The sequence below is a fragment of the Streptomyces sp. NPDC088197 genome (assembly GCF_044741185.1).
Lineage (GTDB): Bacteria > Actinomycetota > Actinomycetes > Streptomycetales > Streptomycetaceae > Actinacidiphila.
This window is the reverse complement of record NZ_JBIUSD010000012.1, coordinates 57,725-76,835: the sequence shown is the minus strand read 5'-3', so window position 1 is coordinate 76,835 and position 19,111 is coordinate 57,725. Positions and strand designations below refer to the sequence as shown.

The window sequence follows — 19,111 nt, the reverse complement described above, 5'->3', positions numbered from 1 at the left end:
GAACAAGTGTTATCTGAAACGTCAACTCCCCGGAGGTGGAGCAGACATGAGCCTCGTCGTCCTCCTGCTCGGCATGGGCGTCCTGATGGGCGCCGCGGCCCACACCACGCTGCCGGTCTTCCTCGTCGCCGCGGGCGCCATCGCCGTCTGGCTGTTCGGCTTCGCGGTCCGCGAGGGCATCGCCCGGCACCGCGGCTGAACCCACGCCGACGCGCACCCCGCACTCCGCGTGCGGCACGGGCCCCTACCGGCCCGACACCCCGGCCCACCACGACAGTTCCCGGAAGGAACACCGTGAACACCGCAGCCCACCCGGTCGCGACCGGCACACCGGCCGCGAACACCCGTGACGCCGACGGCATGGCCGTCGCGTCCTTCCTGCTCGGCCTCCTCGGCCTGCTCGTCCTCAACCTCGTGCTCGGCCCGGTCGCGATCGTGCTGGCCCTGGTCGCGATCAGCCGCGGCACCCAGCGCCGCGGGCGCGCGCTGCTCGGCTTCGCCCTCGGCGTCGCCGACCTGCTGGTCGTCCTGGCGCTGACGATCGCCCACCACGGCGTGATCTGGCAGTTCAGCTAGGGACTGTCGATCCGTCGATCCGCCGAACAGAGCGGGCCCTCCCGCAAGGGAAGGGCCCGCTCGGCGTTCGGGGGAGTCCGGTCCAGGACCCGGTTCGGGTCGCGGGCGCTAGCTCAGGTCGATGCCCGGGTAGAGGGGGAAGCCCGCGAGCAGGTCGGTGGCGCGCTTGGCGACCTGCTCCGCTACCGCCGCGTCCAGCACGTGCTTCGCCTTCGACAGGCCGCCGCTCTTCGCGGGCGCGGCCGTCGTACCGGACAGCACCGTGTCGATCAGGCCCGCGATCTCGTCCATCTCGACCGCGCCGAGCCCGCGCGTGGTGAGCGCCGGGGTGCCGATCCGGATGCCGGAGGTGTACCAGGCGCCGTTCGGGTCCTGCGGCACCGAATTGCGGTTGGTGACGATGCCCGCGTCCAGCAGCGCGGCCTCGGCCTGGCGGCCGGTCAGCCCGTAGCCGGAGACGTCGATCAGCACGAGGTGGTTGTCGGTGCCGCCCGTCACCAGCTTCGCGCCGCGGGTCAGCAGCCCCTCGGCGAGGGAGCGCGCGTTGTCGACGACGGCCTGCGCGTAGTCGGCGAACTCCGGCCGCGCCGCCTCCGCGAGCGCCACGGCCTTCGCCGCCATGACGTGCGGCAGCGGGCCGCCCAGCACCATCGGGCAGCCGCGGTCGACGTGCTCGGCCAGCGAGTCGTCGCACAGCACCATGCCGCCGCGCGGGCCGCGCAGCGACTTGTGCGTGGTCGTCGTGACGATGCTCGCGTGCGGCACCGGGTCGAAGTCGCCGGTCAGCACCTTGCCCGCGACCAGACCGGCGAAGTGCGCCATGTCCACCATGAGCGTCGCGCCGACCTCGTCCGCGATCTCCCGCATGAGACGGAAGTTCACCAGCCGGGGGTACGCCGAGTAGCCCGCCACGATGATCATCGGACGGAATTCGCGGGCGGCGGCCCGTACCGCGTCGTAGTCCAGCAGACCGGTCGCCGGGTCGGTGCCGTAACTGCGCTGGTCGAACATCTTGCCCGAGATGTTCGGGCGGAAGCCGTGGGTCAGGTGGCCGCCCGCGTCCAGGGACATGCCGAGCATCCGCTGGTTGCCGAATTCGCGGCGCAGTTCCGCCCAGTCCCGCTCCGACAGGTCGTTGACCTGCCTGACGCCCGCCTTGGCCAGCGCCGGGCTCTCGACCCGCTGCGACAGCACCGCCCAGAAGGCCACCAGATTCGCGTCGATGCCCGAGTGCGGCTGTACGTAGGCGTGGTCGGCGCCGAACACGGTCCGCGCGTGCTCGGCGGCCAGCGACTCGACGGTGTCCACATTGCGGCAGCCCGCGTAGAAACGGCGGCCGACGGTCCCCTCGGCGTACTTGTCGCTGAACCAGTTGCCCATCGCCAGCAGCACGGCGGGCGACGCGTAGTTCTCGCTGGCGATCAGCTTCAGCATCTCGCGCTGGTCCGTCAGCTCGTTCGCGATGGCGTCCGCGACGCGCGGTTCGACCCCGCGGATCACGTCCAGCGCGCTGCGGAAGGCGGTTGAAGCGGTCGAGGCGGTGCTGGCAGACGGCTCGGAAGCGGCCATGGGAGTCCTCCTGATCGGAACGGGACGGCCCAGGCGCACGGCACTTCATCGCTTCCAGCGCGGGCCGCTTCCCGATGGTTGAACCCATCCCAGCGCGCCAGTCACGGCCCGTCGCCGAGCGTACCAAGTCCCTCGGGGGCGCGTACCGCGCGTCGGCCTGGTGAGACGGTTCCGCACACCCCTGCCCGCCCGCGTGCCCGCCCACCGGCGCCGGGGCCGCTCGCGCGGGGCGTCGAGAGGCGTCTGTTTGGATGGGGGCGAGGCTCCGGTAGCGGGGTCCGGAAGCCGTGGGGAGCAGCATGGATGCCGTCGGATCGCCCGTGAGGACCCGTGTGAGCGAAGGGGGCACGGGGGTGATCGAGCTGGACCGTCCGGGGGCGCTGAACGCGCTGGACCTGACGATGGTCCGGCTGATGACGCAGGCGCTGGAGGGATGGCGCGACGACGCGGCCGTACGGTCGGTCGTGGTGCGCAGCACGTCGCCCAAGGCGTTCTGCTCGGGCGGTGACATCAGGGCCGTACGGGCGGCGGCGCTCGCCGGGGACGAGACGGCGGTGAAGACGTACTTCACGGCCGAGTACGGGCTCAACGCGATGATCGCGCGGTACCCGAAGCCGTACACGGCGCTGATCGACGGTTACGCGATGGGCGGCGGCCTCGGCATCTCGGTGCACGGGTCGGCGCGGGTCGTGACCGAGCGGGCGGCGCTCGCCATGCCGGAGACGGGGATCGGCTTCTTCCCCGACATCGGCGCCAGCTACTTCCTGCCCCGGCTGCCGGGCGCGGTCGGCTGGTATCTCGGGCTGACCGGAGTGCGTGTGTCGGGCGCGGCGGCCGTGGCGTGCGGTCTCGCCACGCATTACGTGCCCGCCGCCGAACTGCCCGCGCTGGAGGCGGCGCTGACCGGCGACGACGGCACGGACCCGGCGGGGGCGCCGTTGGCGCGGTACGTCGGCGCGCCGCCGTCGGAGCTGACGGACCACCTCGCCGCGATCGAGCGCTGCTTCGCGGCCCCCGGCCTGGGCGAGGTGTGGGCGCGGCTGGTGGCGGAGGACGAGGACCGCGCGTGGGCGGACGACACGCTGGAGGCGCTGCGCCGCGCGTCGCCCGCGAGCCTGGCGATCACCTTCGACCTGTTGGCGCGCGGCGCCCGCGCGGAGCTTGAGGAGTGCCTGGCGGACGAGCTGGCATGGGCGTGCGCGACGGCGTTCACCCCCGACTTCGCGGAGGGCGTGCGCGCGGCGCTGGTCGACAAGGACCGCAAGCCGACCTGGTCAGCGACCCTGTAGCTCATTATGTGAGATGCGGGTGTCATGATGTGGACGACGGGCGTAGCGTGACCGCTGAACTCGCCGTGCCGCGGCGGGAGCTGACGGCCCGAGGGCCGGGAGACGGAGTGCCGCGCCATGCCGAGGGAATGGGACGCCAAGACGTACGACTCGCTGCCCCTGCCGCACCTCGGCTGGGGACGGCGCACGCTCGGGCGGCTGCCGCTGGCCGGTGACGAGCGGGTGCTCGACGCGGGCTGCGGCACCGGCCGCGACACGGCGGGCCTGCTCGACCTCCTGCCGCGCGGCCGGGTGGTGGCCGTGGACGGCTCCGTCCGCATGCTGGAACAGCTCCGCGAACGCCTCGCCGGACGGCTGGACCGCGTCGAGGTCGTCCACGCCGACCTGACGCGACCGCTGCCGTTCGACGGCGAGGTGGACGCCGTCTTCAGCGTCGCCGCCTTCCACTGGATCGCCGACCACGCGGCGCTCTTCACCTCGCTCGCCGGACGGCTGCGCCCCGGTGGCCGACTGGTCAGCGAATGCGGCGGCCGGGGCAACATCGCGGCCGTCAACGCGGCCGTGGCCGACGTCCTGGGCGGCGCGCCCGACGTCTGGGACTTCGCCGGGGTCGAGGACACCCGGCGGCAGCTCGCCGACGCCGGGTTCACCGGCATCGAGGTCGGCCTCCGGCCGGACCCGGCCCGCTTCGAGCCCGGCGACCAACTGGAGTCCTACCTCGCCACCGTCGTCCTCGGCGCCCACCTCGACGGCATGGCCGACGACGACCGTGAGCCCTTCGTCAAGGCCGTCGCCGCCCGGCTCGCCGAACCGGTCGTGGACTACGTACGCCTGGAGATCGCGGCGACACGGGCGTGAGGGGCGGGGCCCGGCCGGGAGAGGCCACACAGGCCCTGTACGCCTGTTCCGCGCGTGTCTCCCGGCGGCCCCCCTGCCCCGGAGCCGGCGCCCCGCCACCCCCGGGCGGTACGGGACGCGGTGCGGTCGGGGGAGCCGTGACGGGGCCGGAGCGGCACTCGCGCGCAGGGCGCTCGAAGTTGCTGAACCGGTTGAGCGGAGCAGCGTCATGGGGCACCATGGGAGTCCGTCACACAGGGTGCGGCGACGTTTCAGCGTTGTTAAGGTGTGTGCCGATCGCATCCGAGCACGGCCCGCGCGGGCCCTGGCACCTTGAGGCCGAGTGAGCCCTGTGAAGCGTCCCACCATCGCCGACATCGCCGACGCCGCGGGTGTGTCCAAGGGCGCGGTTTCGTACGCGCTGAACGGCAAGGCCGGGGTGTCGGCGCAGACCAGGGCCCGGATTCTGGAGATCGCCGCGCGGATGGGCTGGCATCCGAGCAGCGCCGCCCGCGCGCTGTCCAACAGTCGCAGCGGCGCGATCGGACTCGTCGTGGACCGGCCCGCGTGGGTGCTGGGCATCGAGCCGTTCTTCATGCAGCTCATCTCCGGCGTCGAGGCCGGTCTCGCCGCCACCGGCACGGCGCTGCTGCTCCAGGTCACCGAGGACGCGGACGCCGAGGAGGCCGCGTACCGCCGCTGGTGGGGGGAACGCCGGGTGGACGGCGTGCTCTTGGTCGACCTGCGCGACGACGACCACCGGCTGGGCCTGCTCAGGGAGTTGGAGCTGCCGGGCGTGGTGGTCGGCCACGCGGCGGGCGTCCCCGGCGTCCCGTCGGTGTGGCTCAACGACGCGGAGGCCGTACGGGAGACGCTGGCGTATCTGGCCGCCATGGGGCACCGGAGGATCGCCCGCGTCGCGGGGCCCGCGCATTTCGTGCACACCCGCGAGCGCGGCGAGGCGTTCGACGCGGCGGCGGCCGAACTGGGCCTGACCGGCGTGAGCTGTGTGTACACCGACTACTCCGGCGAGGACGGCGCCCGCGCCACCCGCCGCCTGCTGTCCGGCGCCGACCGGCCGACCGCGATCGTGTACGACAACGACGTGATGGCGGTCGCCGCGCTGAGCGTGACGCAGGAGATGGGCATCCCGGTCCCGGCCGAACTGTCCCTGGTGGCCTGGGACGACAGCGAGCTGTGCCGTCTGGTGCACCCGGCGCTCACCGCCGTCAGCCGGCGCGTGCCCGCGTACGGCGAGCGGGCCGCCGCCGCGCTGCTCGCGCTGGTCGACGGCCAGGAAGTGGCCGACATCCTGCTGGAGGCGCCGGTCCTGGTGCCGCGCGGAAGCACGGCGCCCGCTCGGCGCTGAGCCCGCCCGCTGGGCGCTGAGCCCGCCCGCTGGGCGCCGAGGCCGCCCGCTGAGGCTGAGCCCGCTCCCTGGGGCCGCCCGCTGAGGCTGAGCCCGCCGGGGGAAAGAGGTACGTCCCCGGAGCCCGCTCCCGCGCGCCGCCGCGCTTCTTCCCGCGGTCTGGACCAATGCCGCAGGTCACACCGGCCGCCCGCACGCATTCACCGCTGTTTCATTCCGTTACAGCGATTCAGCCCATGTTCAATCCCTTGACGCCTATAGAGCGCGCGAGTTAAATCACGTCGCGATATAAGTCGTGAAACAAGTGATGAAACAAGTGGGCGCCCCACGACTGCCCACTTCGTCATGTCAGGGCCATGCCATCTCAGCCGTAGAAAGGCAACCGGACCCATGAGCGCAGCAACCCGCCCCCACGCGGGCAGACGCCGCTTGCGGCGCACACTCGTCGGGATGCTCGCCGCCGCCGCGGCGGCCGTCACCCCCATGCTGGCCGTTCCGGCCACCGCGCACGCCGCGGGCGAGAGCGTGCAGGTCTATCTGACCACCACCTCCGACTCCGGCGGACGCAACGTCGTCAAGGGCCTCGAACAGCAGACGCCGCTCACCTTCGCGACCGGCACCGGCGGCTCGGGACAGAACGTCACCGTCGACGAGAAGACCACCTACCAGCAGTTCAGCGGCGGCGGCGCCTCCTTCACCGACACCGCGGCCTGGCTGATGAACTCCAGCGGCGCGCTGTCCGCCTCGACCCGCAACACCGTGATGCAGAAGCTGTTCGACCCGGTCAACGGGATCGGCCTCGGCTTCCTGCGCAATCCGATGGGCGCCTCCGACCTGGCCCGCGGCAACTACACGTACGACGACATGCCCGCGGGGCAGACCGACCCGACGCTCGCGCACTTCAGCATCGCCCACGACTTGGCCGACGTCGTGCCGCTCACCAAGCAGGCGCGTCAGCTCAACCCCAACGTCAAGGTGATGGGCACCCCCTGGACCCCGCCGCCGTGGATGAAGGACAACGGCGCCTACAGCCAGGGCTGGTTGCAGTCGCAGTACTACGCCGCGTACGCGCAGTACTTCGTCAAGTACCTCCAGGCGTACCAGGCGCAGGGTGTGCCGATCGACTACGTCACCGTGCAGAACGAGCCCACCTGTTGCGGCGGTTACCCGTCGGCGCAGTGGAACGGCGCGGGGCTGGCGTACTTCACCAAGACCAATCTGCTGCCCGCGCTGCACGCGGCCGGACTGTCCACCAAGGTCCTCGCGCTGGACTGGAACTGGGACACGTACGACAGCTACGCCGCCCCCACCGTCACCGACGCGGCCATCCGCAACGACCCCAACTTCGGCGGTCTGGCCTGGCACGGATACGGCGGTGACGTCAGCGAGCAGACCACCGTCCACAACCAGTACCCGAATCTGCCCGCCTTCGACACCGAGCACTCCGGTGGCACCTGGATCGCCAACCAGCAGAAGGAGGACATGCACAATCTGATCGACTACACCCGCAACTGGGGCCAGAGCTGGGTCAAATGGAGCCTGGCGGTCGACCAGAACATGGGTCCGCACAACGGCGGCTGCGGCACCTGCACCGGCCTGATCACCGTGCACAACGGCGACAGCCGCAGCGGGCAGGTCGACTACACGATCGAGTACTACACGATGGGCCACCTCACGAAATTCGTGAAGCCCGGCGCGTACCGGATCGCCTCCACCGCCAACACCAGCGTGCCGAACGTCGCCTGGCGCAACCCCGACGGGTCCAAGGCGCTCATCGCCTACAACGACACGTCGTCCGCGCAGACGATCCGGGCCAATTGGGGCAACGAGAACTTCTCCTACTCGCTGCCCGCCGGCGCCTCGGCCACCTTCACCTGGAACGGCACCCAGGGCACGGGCAACGGCGGCACCGGCCACACCGGCGCGATCACCGGCTATGGCGGCAAGTGCGCCGACGCCGCCAACGCCAGCAGCGCCAACGGCACCGCCGTGCAGCTCTACGACTGCAACGGCACCACCGCCCAGCAGTGGACCGCCTCCGGCACCACCTTCCAGGTGCTCGGCAAGTGCCTCGACCTGGCCAGCGGCGGCACCGCCAACGGCACCCAGGCGCAGCTCTACGACTGCAACGGCTCCGGCGCCCAGCAGTGGACGCACGGCGCCAACAACACCCTGGTCAATCCGCAGTCGGGCAGATGCCTCGACGCCACGGGACCCAGCTCGGCCAACGGCACTCGGCTCCAGATCTGGGACTGCACCGGGGCCGCCAACCAGCAGTGGACCACGCCCGCCGCGTGACCCCTGCCACCACGGGCGGCCCCGGTGGCGCCCCGGTGATGTCCTGACCTCGACGTAGGCTGTCGGCAGCCACCATTCCCGCTGATCAACCGCCGATCAGCCGTCGCCGACGGAAGGCAGCCGCCGTGTTCGCTCTGCACGCCCAGTGGCGAGCGGACCGGCGGCTCGCCTTGTGGACGGAACACACACCGCCGCGTCCGGCGGGCGGCACGAGCCCGCCCGCCGCCGGTGACGCACGGGCGGCGGAGCCCGCCGCTGGTAGTCGTCCCAGGTCGGCGATGGGCCGGGACGCGGACGGTGGGAATCCGTCGAAGCGGCTCGTCGGCGGTGACGCACGGGCGGCGGAGCCCGTCCCAGGCAGACCTCCCAGGGCGGCGACGGGCCGGGACGCGGACGGGGAGACTCCGGCGAAGCGGCTCGGCGGCGGTGACGCGCGGGCGGCGGAGCCCGTCCCAGGCAGACCTCCCAGGGCGGCGACGGGCCGGGACGCGGACGGGGAGACTCCGGCGGGCGCGCCCGCCACGCACCCCTTCGCCGTTCCCGCCGCCGAGGTCGTACGGCTGCTCTCGACGGGCGGCCCAGGACTGGGCTGGCTCGTGGGCCGCGCCGCGCGCGGGACCGCGGGCCTCGTGCTGCCCACTGCCGCCGGGCGGCCCCGGCCGTCGCCCGAACTGCGGACCCCGGCCGCTCCCGGCGACGGTCGCGGCGCGCTCGCGCCCTGGACCGTACCGGCCGTCCTGTTCACCCCCGGCCAGGCCGCCCAGCTCCTCGGCGAGCTGTCGCACGCCGACCTGGCCGAGCTGCCCTACGGCGCCTCCGTGCGGTGGCTGGTCGCCGCCCACGACCTGGCGTGGCGGCTGGTCGGCCGGGGGAGGCTGCTGCCCGAACTCGTCCGCGAGGACGGCGTCCCGCACGCCCGGTGGCGCCCGGCGCCCGACGCCGCGGGCCACCAGGAGCTGGCCCGGCTGACCGCGGCCGTCCCGCCGACGCTGACCCTGGGCGCGGCGGACGGCGTACGGTCGGCGGCCGGGCTCGTCACGGACGTCATGGCCGTCCTGGTGGACAGCGAGGCGCGGGCGGCGCTGGAGGACGCGGGGCCGCTGGTGAAGGGCGGGAAGGCGGCCGGAGCGGCCGAGGCGTGGGCGGCGGCGCTCGGCGCGGCGGACGGCCGGATGCGCGCGGCCGACCCGGTCGAGACGGCCCGGCTGGGGGAGCGGCTGGCCGCCTGGCACGCGTCGGCCGCCGCGGACGACCAGCCGCTGCGGCTCTGCTTCCGGCTGACGGAACCGCGCGGCGGCGACCTCGGCGCGGGCCCGGGCGACGGGGCGGAGGACGACGGCTGGAGTCTCGACTTCCTCGTCCAGGCCGTCGACGAGCCGTCGCTCACCGTCGAGGCCGCCGAGGTGTGGACGCGCGGCCCCGCGCAGGCCGCGCTGACGCGGTACGCCGACGACCCGCCGCAGACGGTGCTCGCCGCGCTGACCCGCGCCGCCCGCACGTATCAGGCGCTGCGCACCGCGCTGGCCGGTGAGCGCCCCTCCGGGCTGCGGCTCGACCGGGCCGGGGCGCTGGCCTTTCTTCGGGAGGCGGCCCCGGCGCTGACGGAGGCGGGCTTCGGGGTGCTGGTCCCGTCGTGGTGGCAGCGCAAGCCCGCGCTGGGCATGGCGCTGACCGTACGGGAGCCGCAGCCCGGCACCGTCGAGACGTCGAGCATCGCCGACCGGGACGCGATCGTGGCCTTCCGCTGGCGGGTGGCCCTCGGCGACCAGGCGCTGACCGACAAGGAACTCACCGCGCTCGCCGCCGCCCGGCAGCCGCTGGTACGCCTGCGCGGCCAGTGGACCGAGGTCGACCCGGAGCGGATCGCCGCCGTGCTGGCCTTCCTGGAACGCGCGGGCAGCGGCACCATGACCACGGGACAGGCCCTGCGGATCGCCCTCGACCCGACCGCGGCCGAGGCGGGGCTGCCCGTCACCGTGGTCACCGCCGACGACCCCGCGGACCGGCTCAGCGGCCTCGGCGCACTGCTGCGCGGCAGCGCGGAGCACCGCCCGGAACCGGTCGCCGTACCCGCCGACTTCACCGCGACCCTGCGTCCGTACCAGCAACGCGGCCTGGACTGGCTCGCGTTCCTGTCCCGGCTCGGCCTCGGCGCCGTGCTCGCCGACGACATGGGCCTGGGCAAGACCGCCCAGACCCTCGCGCTGCTCGCCGTGGAACGCGAGCGGGACGGCGAGCGGGAGGGTGACCGGGACCGCGAGCGGGACGGCGACCCGGATCGGCGCGACCCGGACCGGCGCGACCAGAGCGCGTACGGCCCGACGCTCGTCGTCTGCCCGATGTCGCTGGTCGGCAACTGGCGGCGCGAGACCGCCGTCTTCGCACCCAAGCTGAGGGTGTACGTGCACCACGGCGCGGGGCGGCTGACCGGTACGGAACTGGCCGCGGCGGTAAGAGGCGCCGACCTGGTGATCACCACTTACGGGCTGGTGCAGCGCGACCACGATGCGCTGGCCGCCGTCACCTGGCGGCGGCTGGTCGTGGACGAGGCGCAGAGCGTCAAGAACAGTGCCACGCACCAGTACCGGGCGCTGCGCGCCCTGCCAGCCCGGCACCGGATCGCCCTCACCGGCACCCCCGTCGAGAACCGACTCGCCGAACTGCACGCGCTGCTCGACCTGGTGAACCCCGGCCTGTTCGGTACGGCGGGCGCTTTCAAGGAGCGGTACGCCATCCCCGTCGAGCGCGACGGCGACGCGGCCGTGGCGGCCGAACTGCGCCGCCGCACCGGGCCGTTCGTGCTGCGGCGGCTCAAGTCCGATCCGGCCATCGCCCGCGAACTGCCCGCGAAGCAGCACATCAAGGTGGTGTGCAATCTGACCGCGGAGCAGGCCGCGCTCTACCGCGCGGTCGTCGCCGACATGCTCGCGCGCATGGACGAGACCCGCGGACTGCGCCGCCGCGCCCACGTACTGGCCGCCCTCGGCAAGCTGAAGCAGGTCTGCAACCACCCCGCCCACTTCCTCGGCGACGGCTCGTCTCTGGACGGCCGTTCCGGCAAACTCGCCCGTCTGGAGGAAACGTTGGAGACCGCGCTCGCCGCGGGCGACAAGACGCTGTGCTTCACCCAATACGCGGCCTTCGGCGCCCTGTTGCGCCCGCACCTGGCCAGGCGGCTCGGCACCGAGGTGCTGTTCCTGCACGGCGGTGACCCGGCGCGGGCCCGCGAGGACATGGTGGCCCGCTTCCAGGAGACGGACGGCCCAGCTGTCTTCCTGCTCTCCCTCAAGGCGGGCGGCACCGGCCTCAACCTCACCGCGGCCAGCCAGGTCGTGCACATCGACCGCTGGTGGAATCCGGCCGTCGAGGACCAGGCCACCGACCGCGCCTTCCGGATCGGCCAGCCCCGCGACGTCCAGGTGCGCACCTTCGTCTGCGCGGGCACCGTCGAGGAGCGCGTCGACGCGATGATCGAGGCCAAGCGCACCCTCGCGGACGCCGCCGTCGGCGCTGTCGGCGCGGGCGACACCGCGGCGGCGAACTGGCTCGCGGAGCTGACCACGGCCGAACTGCGCGACGCCCTGCGGCTGTCGGAGGAGGAGGCGGTGAGCGAGTGACGCGCCTCTCCGGTCGGTGCGAGTGCGGCGGCCCGGCGGACGCCGTGGGCCCCGGTGGGGGTACGGGCGCGGCGGGGACCGTAGCGGGGGTGAGCGGATGACCGGGGCGGGAAGCGGGGGCCGTACGTGGGCCGCACGGCTGGACGCCCGGCTCGCGGGGCTCGGGTACGCGCGCGGCCCGGCGTCGGGGCGCGTCACAGGACTCGCGGTGGAGCCGGGGCTGGTCACCGCCCGGGTACGGGACGGCGCGCCGACACCGTGGACGGTGCGGATCGAACTGCCTGTGCTGACCGATGCCGAGTGGCGACGGGCCGAGCGGGCCCTCGTCGCCGACTCCGACGCGCGTGAGCAACTCCTGGACGGCGAGCTGCCGCCGGACGCCGACGCCCTCTTCGCCAGGGCCGGGCTGCCGCTGCTCCCGGCCGGGGACGGCGAGCCGGTCCTGGAGTGCGACTGCCCGGACTGGGCGCTGCCCTGCGCCCACCTCACCGCCGTACTCGCCGCGCTCGGCGCCGCCATCGACGACGAACCGTTCCTGCTTACCACCTGGCGCGGCCGGGACCGCCGCGCCGTCCTGGACGCCGTACGCAACGGCCCGCCGCCCGTACCCCTCGACGACGGCCCGCCCACGGACGGCGGCTTCTGGGAGTGCGGCGACCTCCCCGACCGCCGCGCCGCCGCCCCGGCACCGGCCGTCGCCGAACTGGGCCGTCCGGCGGTCAGCGTCCGCGGCCGGACCCTCACCGACACCCTCGCGCCCGCCTACGAGGCGTTCCTGACCTGGTGACCGCGCCCCTGTGGGCACTCCGGTGGGCGGTCCGACCCGACCCGCTGAGCGCGCGCCCCGGCGACCGGTCCGACGACCGCCGCGGCGCCATGGCGGGAACCCGCCGGTGACCTCGGCTTCCGCGCCGTCCGCCGCGCCCATGCGCGGCACTCTCCGGAGCTAATCCCGCGGCGGTGGAGAGTCACCCGACCGGGGACATGGCGACAGTCACGGTCTGCGCGCCGTTCACCGTACGCGGGCAGACTCCAGGCGTGGCCGGACCCCCAAGGCAGCCGGGAAAAGGGGCCCTTGACGGACCCTCGCCGTCGCGGCGCGCGGGTCCGACGATTGACCCGGGTGGCCCTGTGCCGGTACGACGCCGCCCCGGAAGGCACCTAGTCTGGACAAACCGTCCCACTTCCCGCACTGCTACGCGCACCGTCCCCCGGCGGCCCCGGCCGTCGTACCGCATGCGACGAGGAGTCACCGTGTCCATCGCCCGTGACGAGGGTGCGCTCTGGCAGCGCAATTCGGTGCGGTCCGCCGCCATGCTGCTGCCGGTGGCCGCGGTCGCGGCGCTCGCCGTCAGCAAGTGGCCGATGATCGGCGACAGCGCCGGGCGGCTGGGCCAGGCGGACGCCGAGTGGATGTCCGTCGCGGTCTTCGCCGCGTGCATGACGTGGGTCTGCTCGGCCGTCGCCCAGCAGGGCGCGGTCGTCATGTCGCTGCCGCCCGGCCGGCTGCTGGCCGCGCAGTTCGCGGCCTCGGCGGCCAACCACGTCCTGCCCGCGGGCGTCGGCGGCAACGCCGTCAATCTGCGCTTCCTGGTGCGGCACGGCATGACGCCGACACGGTCGCTCGCGGCGCTCGCTGTCCGCGCCTCGGCCGCCGCCATCGGCCGGGTGACGCTGCTGCTCGTCCTGCTCGCGCTCTTCCCCGACGCTCTGCAAGTGCACCGGCTGGCCCCCGACGGATTCGTGCTGCCCGCCGACCCCATGGTGATCGGCGCGGTCGCGCTGGTGCTGGTCGTGCTGGCGTTCGTGGCCTCGCGGTACGCGGGCCGCGCGCGCGACCGGGCCCGCTGCTTCCTGGCGTCGGTGGCCGACGACGTACGGACCCTGCACCGCGACCGGGCGCGCGTGGCGTGCCTGTGGGGCGGCTCGCTGGCCTTCCCCGCCATGCACGCGTCGGTGGTCGTCGCCGTGGTCAAGGCGGTCCACGCTCCGGTGCCGGTCAGCGGCATCCTGGTGGCGTACTTCTTCGCGAGCACCGCGGCGGGCTGGCTGCCGACCCCGGCGGGGCTCGGCTCGCTGGACGCGGCGCTCGCCCTCGCGCTGGTCACGGCCGGGGCCTCCGCCGTCGCCGCGACCTCCGCCGTACTCGGCTATCGCCTGGTCACCACCTGGCTGCCGCTCATCCCCGGCGTCGTCGTGCTCGCCGTGCTCGTCAAGCGCCGCGAACTTTAAGGTACGTACCTTTGCCGGAAGCCTTGACTCCCCTCAGTCCCGCCATTTAAATCACGTCCTGAACTAAGACGTAAGGGAAGTCTCCCAGGGTGCCCCGCACCTCACTGTCTGTCAGGAGCATGCCCAAAACCGTTTTCTGACGACCCGACCGAGGAGTCCGGCAATGTCGGCATCACCCCCCACCCGACGCATACGCCCCCTCGCGCTGCTGGCCGCCGCAGGACTGCTGCTGTGCGGCTGGCTGCAACAGACCGCGTCCCCGCAAGCCACCGCGAGCAGGCTCGACACCGCCTCGGTGGCGGCCACCGCCACCTTCACCGACGACTTCAACGGCCCCGCGGGAAGCGCGGTCGACAGCTCCAAGTGGGGCTACGAGACCGGTGACAACGTCAACAACCACGAGCGCCAGTACTACACCAGCGGTACCCACAACGCGGCGCTCGACGGCCAGGGCAACCTCGTCATCACCGCCCGCAAGGAGAATCCGGCCAACTACCAGTGCTGGTACGGGTCCTGCCAGTACACCTCCGCGCGGCTGTCCACCCCGCAGAAGTTCACCCAGACGTACGGCCACTTCGAGACCCGGATGAAGCTGCCGCGCGGCCAGGGCATGTGGCCCGCCTTCTGGATGCTCGGCAACGACATCGGCTCGGTCGGCTGGCCCAACAGCGGCGAGATCGACATCATGGAGAACGTCGGCTTCGAGCCCGGCAGCGTGCACGGCACCATCCACGGCCCCGGCTACTCCGGTTCGGCCGGCATCGGCGCCGGATACACCCTCCCCGGCGGACAGAGCTTCTCCGACGCCTTCCACACCTTCGCCATCGACTGGGCGCCGAACTCCATCAAGTGGTCCGTGGACGGCAACGTCTACCAGACCCGTACGTCCGCCGACCTCGGCGGCAACCGCTGGGTGTTCGACCACCCCTTCTACCTGCTGCTCAACCTCGCGGTCGGCGGCTACTGGCCCGGCGACCCCAACTCCAGCACCACTTTCCCGCAGCAGCTCGTCGTGGACTACGTGCACGTCACCACCAGCGACAGCTCGGGACCGGGCACCGGCACGGGACACGCCATCACCGGCCTCGGCGGCAAGTGCGTCGACGTGGCCTCGGGCAGCAGCGCCAACGGCGCCGCCGTGCAGCTCTACGACTGCAACGGCTCGGCCGCGCAGTCCTGGACGGTCGGCTCCGACGGCACCATCCGCGCCCTCGGCAAGTGCATGGACATCACCGCGGCCGGGACCGCCAACGGCACACCGATCCAGCTCTACGACTGCAACGGCACCAACGCGCAGAAGTGGACCGTGAGCGCCGCCCACGACATCGTCAACCCGGCCTCCAACAGATGCCTGGACGCCTCCGGCAACAGCTCCGCCAACGGCACCCGGCTCCAGATCTGGGACTGCGCGGGCACCGCCAACCAGAAGTGGACCGTGACCGGCTGATGAGAGGGATCCGGCAGATGCGAAAGACCACCACGCTCCTGGCCACCGCCGCGCTCGCCGCGGGAGCCCTGACCGCCCTCGGGATCAGCCAGGCGTCCGGCGCCGACGCCACCGGCGCCGTCACCGGCTACGGCGGCAAGTGCGTCGACGTGGCCTCGGGCAGCAACGCCAACGGCGCCGCCGTGCAGCTCTACGACTGCAACGGCAGCGCCGCCCAGGCGTGGACCGTCTCCTCCGACGGCACCCTGCGCGCCCTCGGCAAGTGCATGGACGTGACCGCCGCGGGCACCGCCAACGGCACCCAGATCCAGCTCTACGACTGCAACGGCACCAACGCCCAGAAGTGGACGTCGAGCAACGGCACGCTGGTCAACGCCGGTTCAGGCCGCTGTCTGGACGCGACGGGCCCCAGCTCCGCCAACGGCACCCGGCTCCAGATCTGGGACTGCGCGGGCTCCGCCAACCAGAAGTGGACGCTGCCCACCGGCGGCGGCACCCCGCCGACCACCCCGCCGCCCGCCGGCGGCACCGGCGTCCAGGCCGTCGCGCCGTACCTCTACAACGGCTGGGGCAACCCGCCGGACCCGACGACGATCATGAACGCGACCGGCGTCAAGTGGTTCACGCTCGCCTTCGTGCTCAGCAACGGCACCTGCAACCCGCAGTGGGACGGCGGCCGGGCGCTGACCGGCGGCGTCGACCAGAACACCATCAACAAGATCAGGGCGGCGGGCGGCGACGTCGTCCCGTCCTTCGGCGGCTACAGCGGCAACAAGCTGGAAGAGTCCTGCACCAGCGCGAGCGCGCTCGCGGGCGCCTACCAGAAGGTCATCAACGCCTACGGCCTCAAGGCCATCGACATCGACATCGAGGCCAGCGCCTACAGCAACGGCACCGTCCAGCAGCGCACGGTCGACGCGCTCAAGACCATCAAGGCCAACAACCCCGGCATCGTCGAGTACGTCACCATCGGCACCGGGCAGAGCGGCCCCGACACCGGCCTGATCAACAAGGCCGCCGCCTCCGGGCTGACCGTCGACAGTTGGACGATCATGCCGTTCGACTTCGGCGGCGCGGGCCAGAACATGGGCAACCTCACCACCAAGGCCACCGACGGCCTGAAGAACGCCCTCAAGAACGCGTACGGCTACACCGACGACCAGGCGTACCGGCACAGCGGCATCTCGTCGATGAACGGCATCACCGACAACAGCGAGACCGTCACCGTCGCCGACTTCCGCACGATCCTCGCCTACGCCCAGCAGCACCACCTGGCCCGGCTGACCTTCTGGTCCGCCAACCGGGACCGGCCCTGCCCCGGCGGCTACCCGAACGACGACACCTGCTCCGGCGTCTCCCAGCAGGCGTGGGACTTCACCCGCACCTTCGCGCAGTACGGCGGGTGACACCGCCCGAGTGACCCGGGTGGCACCCCCGCCGCGACGGCGGGGGCGCCACCCCCCGATGGCTCTCCGCTCCCCGGCCGTGTAGGCATGGTTCCCGCGATGCACCATGCGACGGCCGGGGAGCGGAGGCATGTTCCGATGACAGATCCGATGCCGCACACGGACGGCCCGGAGGCGGGCGGCGGCCCCGGTTCCGAGCCCGGCCCCGGTCCCGGCCCCGGTTCCGGTCCCGGCCGCGTCATGGTCGTGGACGACGACGCGGCGATCCGCCGCTCACTCGGCCGCGCCCTGCGGCTGCGCGGCTTCGCCGTCACCGAGGCCGACGGCGGCGCCGCCGCGCTGGACCTGCTGAGCCGTACCCCGCCCGACATCCTCGTCCTGGACATATCGATGCCCGACGTGGACGGCATCGAGGTCTGCCGGACCCTGCGGGCCGGCGGCGACGACCTGCCGGTGCTGGTGCTCTCCGCGCTCGACGAGGTCGCCGACCGGGTCGCGGGACTCCAGGCGGGCGCCGACGACTACCTCGTCAAACCCTTCGCACTCGAAGAACTCGTCCTGCGGCTGCACGCCCTGCTGCGCCGCCGGCCGCCGCGCCCCGACGGCCAGGTCCGCGCCTGCGGCCTCGTCCTCGACCCGGCCGCCCGCACCGCCGCCCGCGAGGGCCGGGCGCTGGAGCTGACCCGCAGGGAGTTCGAACTCCTGGAGTTCCTCGCCCGCAACGCCGGTCTCGTGCTCACCCGCGACCAACTCCTCGACCGGGTCTGGGGATACGACTTCGAGGTCCGCACCGACGCCGTCGACACCTTCGTCAGCTATCTGCGCAAGAAGCTGGAGGCGGGCGGCAGGCCCCGCATCCTGCACACCGTGCGGGGCGTGGGATTCGTCCTGCGGGCCGACGGACGCGAACAGCGGCGAGCCGGGGAACGGGACGGCGTGTCGTGAGGCTGTCCACCCGGATCGCGCTGGCGATCACCGTCCTCGTACCGCTGCTCGTCCTCGCCTCCGGCTGGATCATGGTCCGGCTGGTCGGCCACGACGTCCACGCGCAGGCCGACGCGCACCTGCGGGACCGGGCCGCCGCCGTCCGCGCCGACGCCCGCAATCTGCTGCGGGCCATGGCGAACGACCGGTCGGCCGAGGTCGAACAGGCCCGTCAGCGCAAGCTGTTCGCCGCCGCGCTCGACGTCGGCATCCGCGTGACCGGCACCGAGGGCACCGTCACCGAAGGCCCGCAGCCCACCGACGGCCGGCCGCTGCCCGCCGCGGCGGACGCCGTACGGCCCGTCACCTTCCGTGCGGACGGCAGCAGTTGGCGGGTGCTCGCCGTACCGCTGTCCGTTGTGCGACCCGCCGCGACCGGCACCCTGTGGCTGTTCTCGCCGGACACCGCGGGCCAGGAGCAGATCAGCCGGGTGCGCCGCAGGATCGTCACCGTCGCGCTGCTCACCGCGCCGGTCGCGGGCGCCGCCGCCTGGCTCGCCGTCACCCGCGCGGCGCTCCCGCTGCGGCGGCTCCAGCGCCGCGCCGGGGGCATCGACCCGCGCACCAGCGCCGCCCGCCTCGACCACACGCCGACCCGCGTCACCGAGGTCGACGAACTCGCCCGCACGCTCCAGACCGTCCTCGCGCGCTACGACGAACAGGCCGCCCGTACGGCCGAGGCGCTGGCCACCGCGCGTTCCTTCTCCGCCGCCGCCTCCCACGAACTGCGCAACCCCCTGATGAGCATGCGCATCAACCTCGACGTCCTGGACGGCCGCCCCGAGCCCGATCCCGCGGAACGCGCCGAGATCATCGCCGACCTGCGCGGCGAACACACCAGGCTGCTCGGCCTGTTGGTGATGCTGCGCGCCCTCGCCCAGGGCGACCTGGTCGAGGCCGACGCCTTCGTGCCGGTCGACCTCGCCGACGTGCTGGACGCCGCCGTGGCCGACCTGCGGCGCGAACGCCCCGACGTACGCGTGGAGTTGACCGCGCGGCCGGGCCTGCGCGTGTACGGCTGGCCGCAGGGGCTGCGCTCGGCGGTCGACAATCTGCTGGTCAACGCGGCGGTGCACGGCGCGAGTCGGGACGGGGACGGGCACGGGCCCGGCGGCGGTACGGGGAGCGGAGGCGGTACGGGGAGCGGAGGCGGGGCGCTGATCGAGGTGACGCTCGCACCGGGGGCCGACCCGGCGGGCCCCTCTGTCGTACTGACCGTGGACGACCACGGGCCCGGAGTGCCGCCCGCCGCCCGGCGGGAGATCTTCCAGCGCTTCCGCCGCCGCCCCGACAGCCCTGGCTCCGGGCTCGGCCTCGCCCTGGTCGGGCAGCAGATCGCCCTGCACGGCGGGCGGATCACCGTCGGCGACCGGCCGGGCGGTCCCGGCGCGCGCTTCACCGTGGTGCTGCCGCTCGGCACGTCGGAGCGCCCGCTGCCCGGCGGCCGGGACTGGCTGGCGGGCGCGTCGACGGGGGAGCGGCCGTAG

General features: G+C 73.3%; 14 protein-coding genes and 1 riboswitch. Of the genes, 13 read left to right on the top strand and 1 reads right to left on the bottom strand.

Translation table 11 applies throughout. The features are described 5' to 3' along the window. Nucleotides 1–46: 46 nt before the first annotated feature. Both ACIOC1_RS25960 and ACIOC1_RS25955 read left to right on the top strand, forming a co-directional pair. Entirely contained in the window at nucleotides 47–199 is a 153-nt protein-coding gene (locus ACIOC1_RS25960) for a hypothetical protein (RefSeq protein WP_355346770.1), read from the top strand. A 161-nt stretch (nucleotides 200–360) separates the two neighbouring features. Further along, complete coding sequence (locus ACIOC1_RS25955; RefSeq protein WP_401856571.1) at nucleotides 361–576, top strand: DUF4190 domain-containing protein; 216 nt, start codon at nucleotides 361–363, stop codon at nucleotides 574–576. Nucleotides 577–684: 108 nt separating this feature from the next. On the opposite strand, the gene ACIOC1_RS25950 is transcribed toward ACIOC1_RS25955, so the two are convergent. After that, nucleotides 685–2,145, bottom strand: a complete 1,461-nt coding sequence (locus tag ACIOC1_RS25950; RefSeq protein WP_401856506.1) for a glycine hydroxymethyltransferase — start codon at nucleotides 2,143–2,145, stop codon at nucleotides 685–687. 20 nt (nucleotides 2,146–2,165) lie between these two features. After that, nucleotides 2,166–2,260, bottom strand: a riboswitch (ZMP/ZTP riboswitch). Between the two features lie 217 nt (nucleotides 2,261–2,477). Between ACIOC1_RS25950 and ACIOC1_RS25945 the strand changes: the two genes are divergently transcribed. From ACIOC1_RS25945 to ACIOC1_RS25895, 11 genes are all read left to right on the top strand, one after another. Further along, a complete protein-coding gene (locus ACIOC1_RS25945; RefSeq protein ID WP_401856505.1) occupies nucleotides 2,478–3,434 on the top strand; it encodes an enoyl-CoA hydratase/isomerase family protein in 957 nt (318 codons plus the stop codon). 117 nt (nucleotides 3,435–3,551) lie between these two features. Next, on the top strand, nucleotides 3,552–4,292 hold the full coding sequence (locus ACIOC1_RS25940; RefSeq protein ID WP_391045759.1) for a methyltransferase domain-containing protein: 741 nt from the start codon (nucleotides 3,552–3,554) through the stop codon (nucleotides 4,290–4,292). A 331-nt stretch (nucleotides 4,293–4,623) separates the two neighbouring features. Next, nucleotides 4,624–5,640, top strand: a complete 1,017-nt coding sequence (locus ACIOC1_RS25935; RefSeq protein ID WP_355346758.1) for a LacI family DNA-binding transcriptional regulator — start codon at nucleotides 4,624–4,626, stop codon at nucleotides 5,638–5,640. A gap of 390 nt (nucleotides 5,641–6,030) precedes the next feature. Continuing rightward, nucleotides 6,031–7,938 carry a ricin-type beta-trefoil lectin domain protein gene (locus ACIOC1_RS25930; protein ID WP_391163216.1) on the top strand — a complete coding sequence of 636 codons (1,908 nt, stop codon included), beginning with the start codon at nucleotides 6,031–6,033 and terminating at the stop codon, nucleotides 7,936–7,938. Nucleotides 7,939–8,063: 125 nt separating this feature from the next. Continuing rightward, nucleotides 8,064–11,555 (top strand): SNF2-related protein, encoded by a 3,492-nt coding sequence (locus ACIOC1_RS25925; RefSeq protein ID WP_401856504.1) that lies wholly within the window; start codon nucleotides 8,064–8,066, stop codon nucleotides 11,553–11,555. A 97-nt stretch (nucleotides 11,556–11,652) separates the two neighbouring features. After that, nucleotides 11,653–12,342, top strand: coding sequence for a hypothetical protein (locus ACIOC1_RS25920; RefSeq protein ID WP_401856503.1), 690 nt, complete (start codon nucleotides 11,653–11,655; stop codon nucleotides 12,340–12,342). Nucleotides 12,343–12,809: 467 nt separating this feature from the next. Then, a complete protein-coding gene (locus tag ACIOC1_RS25915) occupies nucleotides 12,810–13,787 on the top strand; it encodes a lysylphosphatidylglycerol synthase domain-containing protein (protein ID WP_355346749.1) in 978 nt (325 codons plus the stop codon). A gap of 163 nt (nucleotides 13,788–13,950) precedes the next feature. Next, nucleotides 13,951–15,234 carry an RICIN domain-containing protein gene (locus tag ACIOC1_RS25910; protein ID WP_355346746.1) on the top strand — a complete coding sequence of 428 codons (1,284 nt, stop codon included), beginning with the start codon at nucleotides 13,951–13,953 and terminating at the stop codon, nucleotides 15,232–15,234. Nucleotides 15,235–15,251: 17 nt separating this feature from the next. Beyond that, complete coding sequence (locus ACIOC1_RS25905; protein WP_401856502.1) at nucleotides 15,252–16,640, top strand: ricin-type beta-trefoil lectin domain protein; 1,389 nt, start codon at nucleotides 15,252–15,254, stop codon at nucleotides 16,638–16,640. A 240-nt stretch (nucleotides 16,641–16,880) separates the two neighbouring features. Further along, nucleotides 16,881–17,585: a response regulator transcription factor gene (locus ACIOC1_RS25900; protein ID WP_401856570.1), complete on the top strand. Its 705-nt coding sequence runs from the start codon at nucleotides 16,881–16,883 to the stop codon at nucleotides 17,583–17,585. Continuing rightward, the gene (locus tag ACIOC1_RS25895) at nucleotides 17,582–19,111 is read left to right on the top strand and encodes a sensor histidine kinase (protein WP_401856501.1); all 1,530 of its coding nucleotides are present in this window, start codon (nucleotides 17,582–17,584) and stop codon (nucleotides 19,109–19,111) included. The genes ACIOC1_RS25900 and ACIOC1_RS25895 overlap by 4 nt, the downstream gene beginning before the upstream one ends.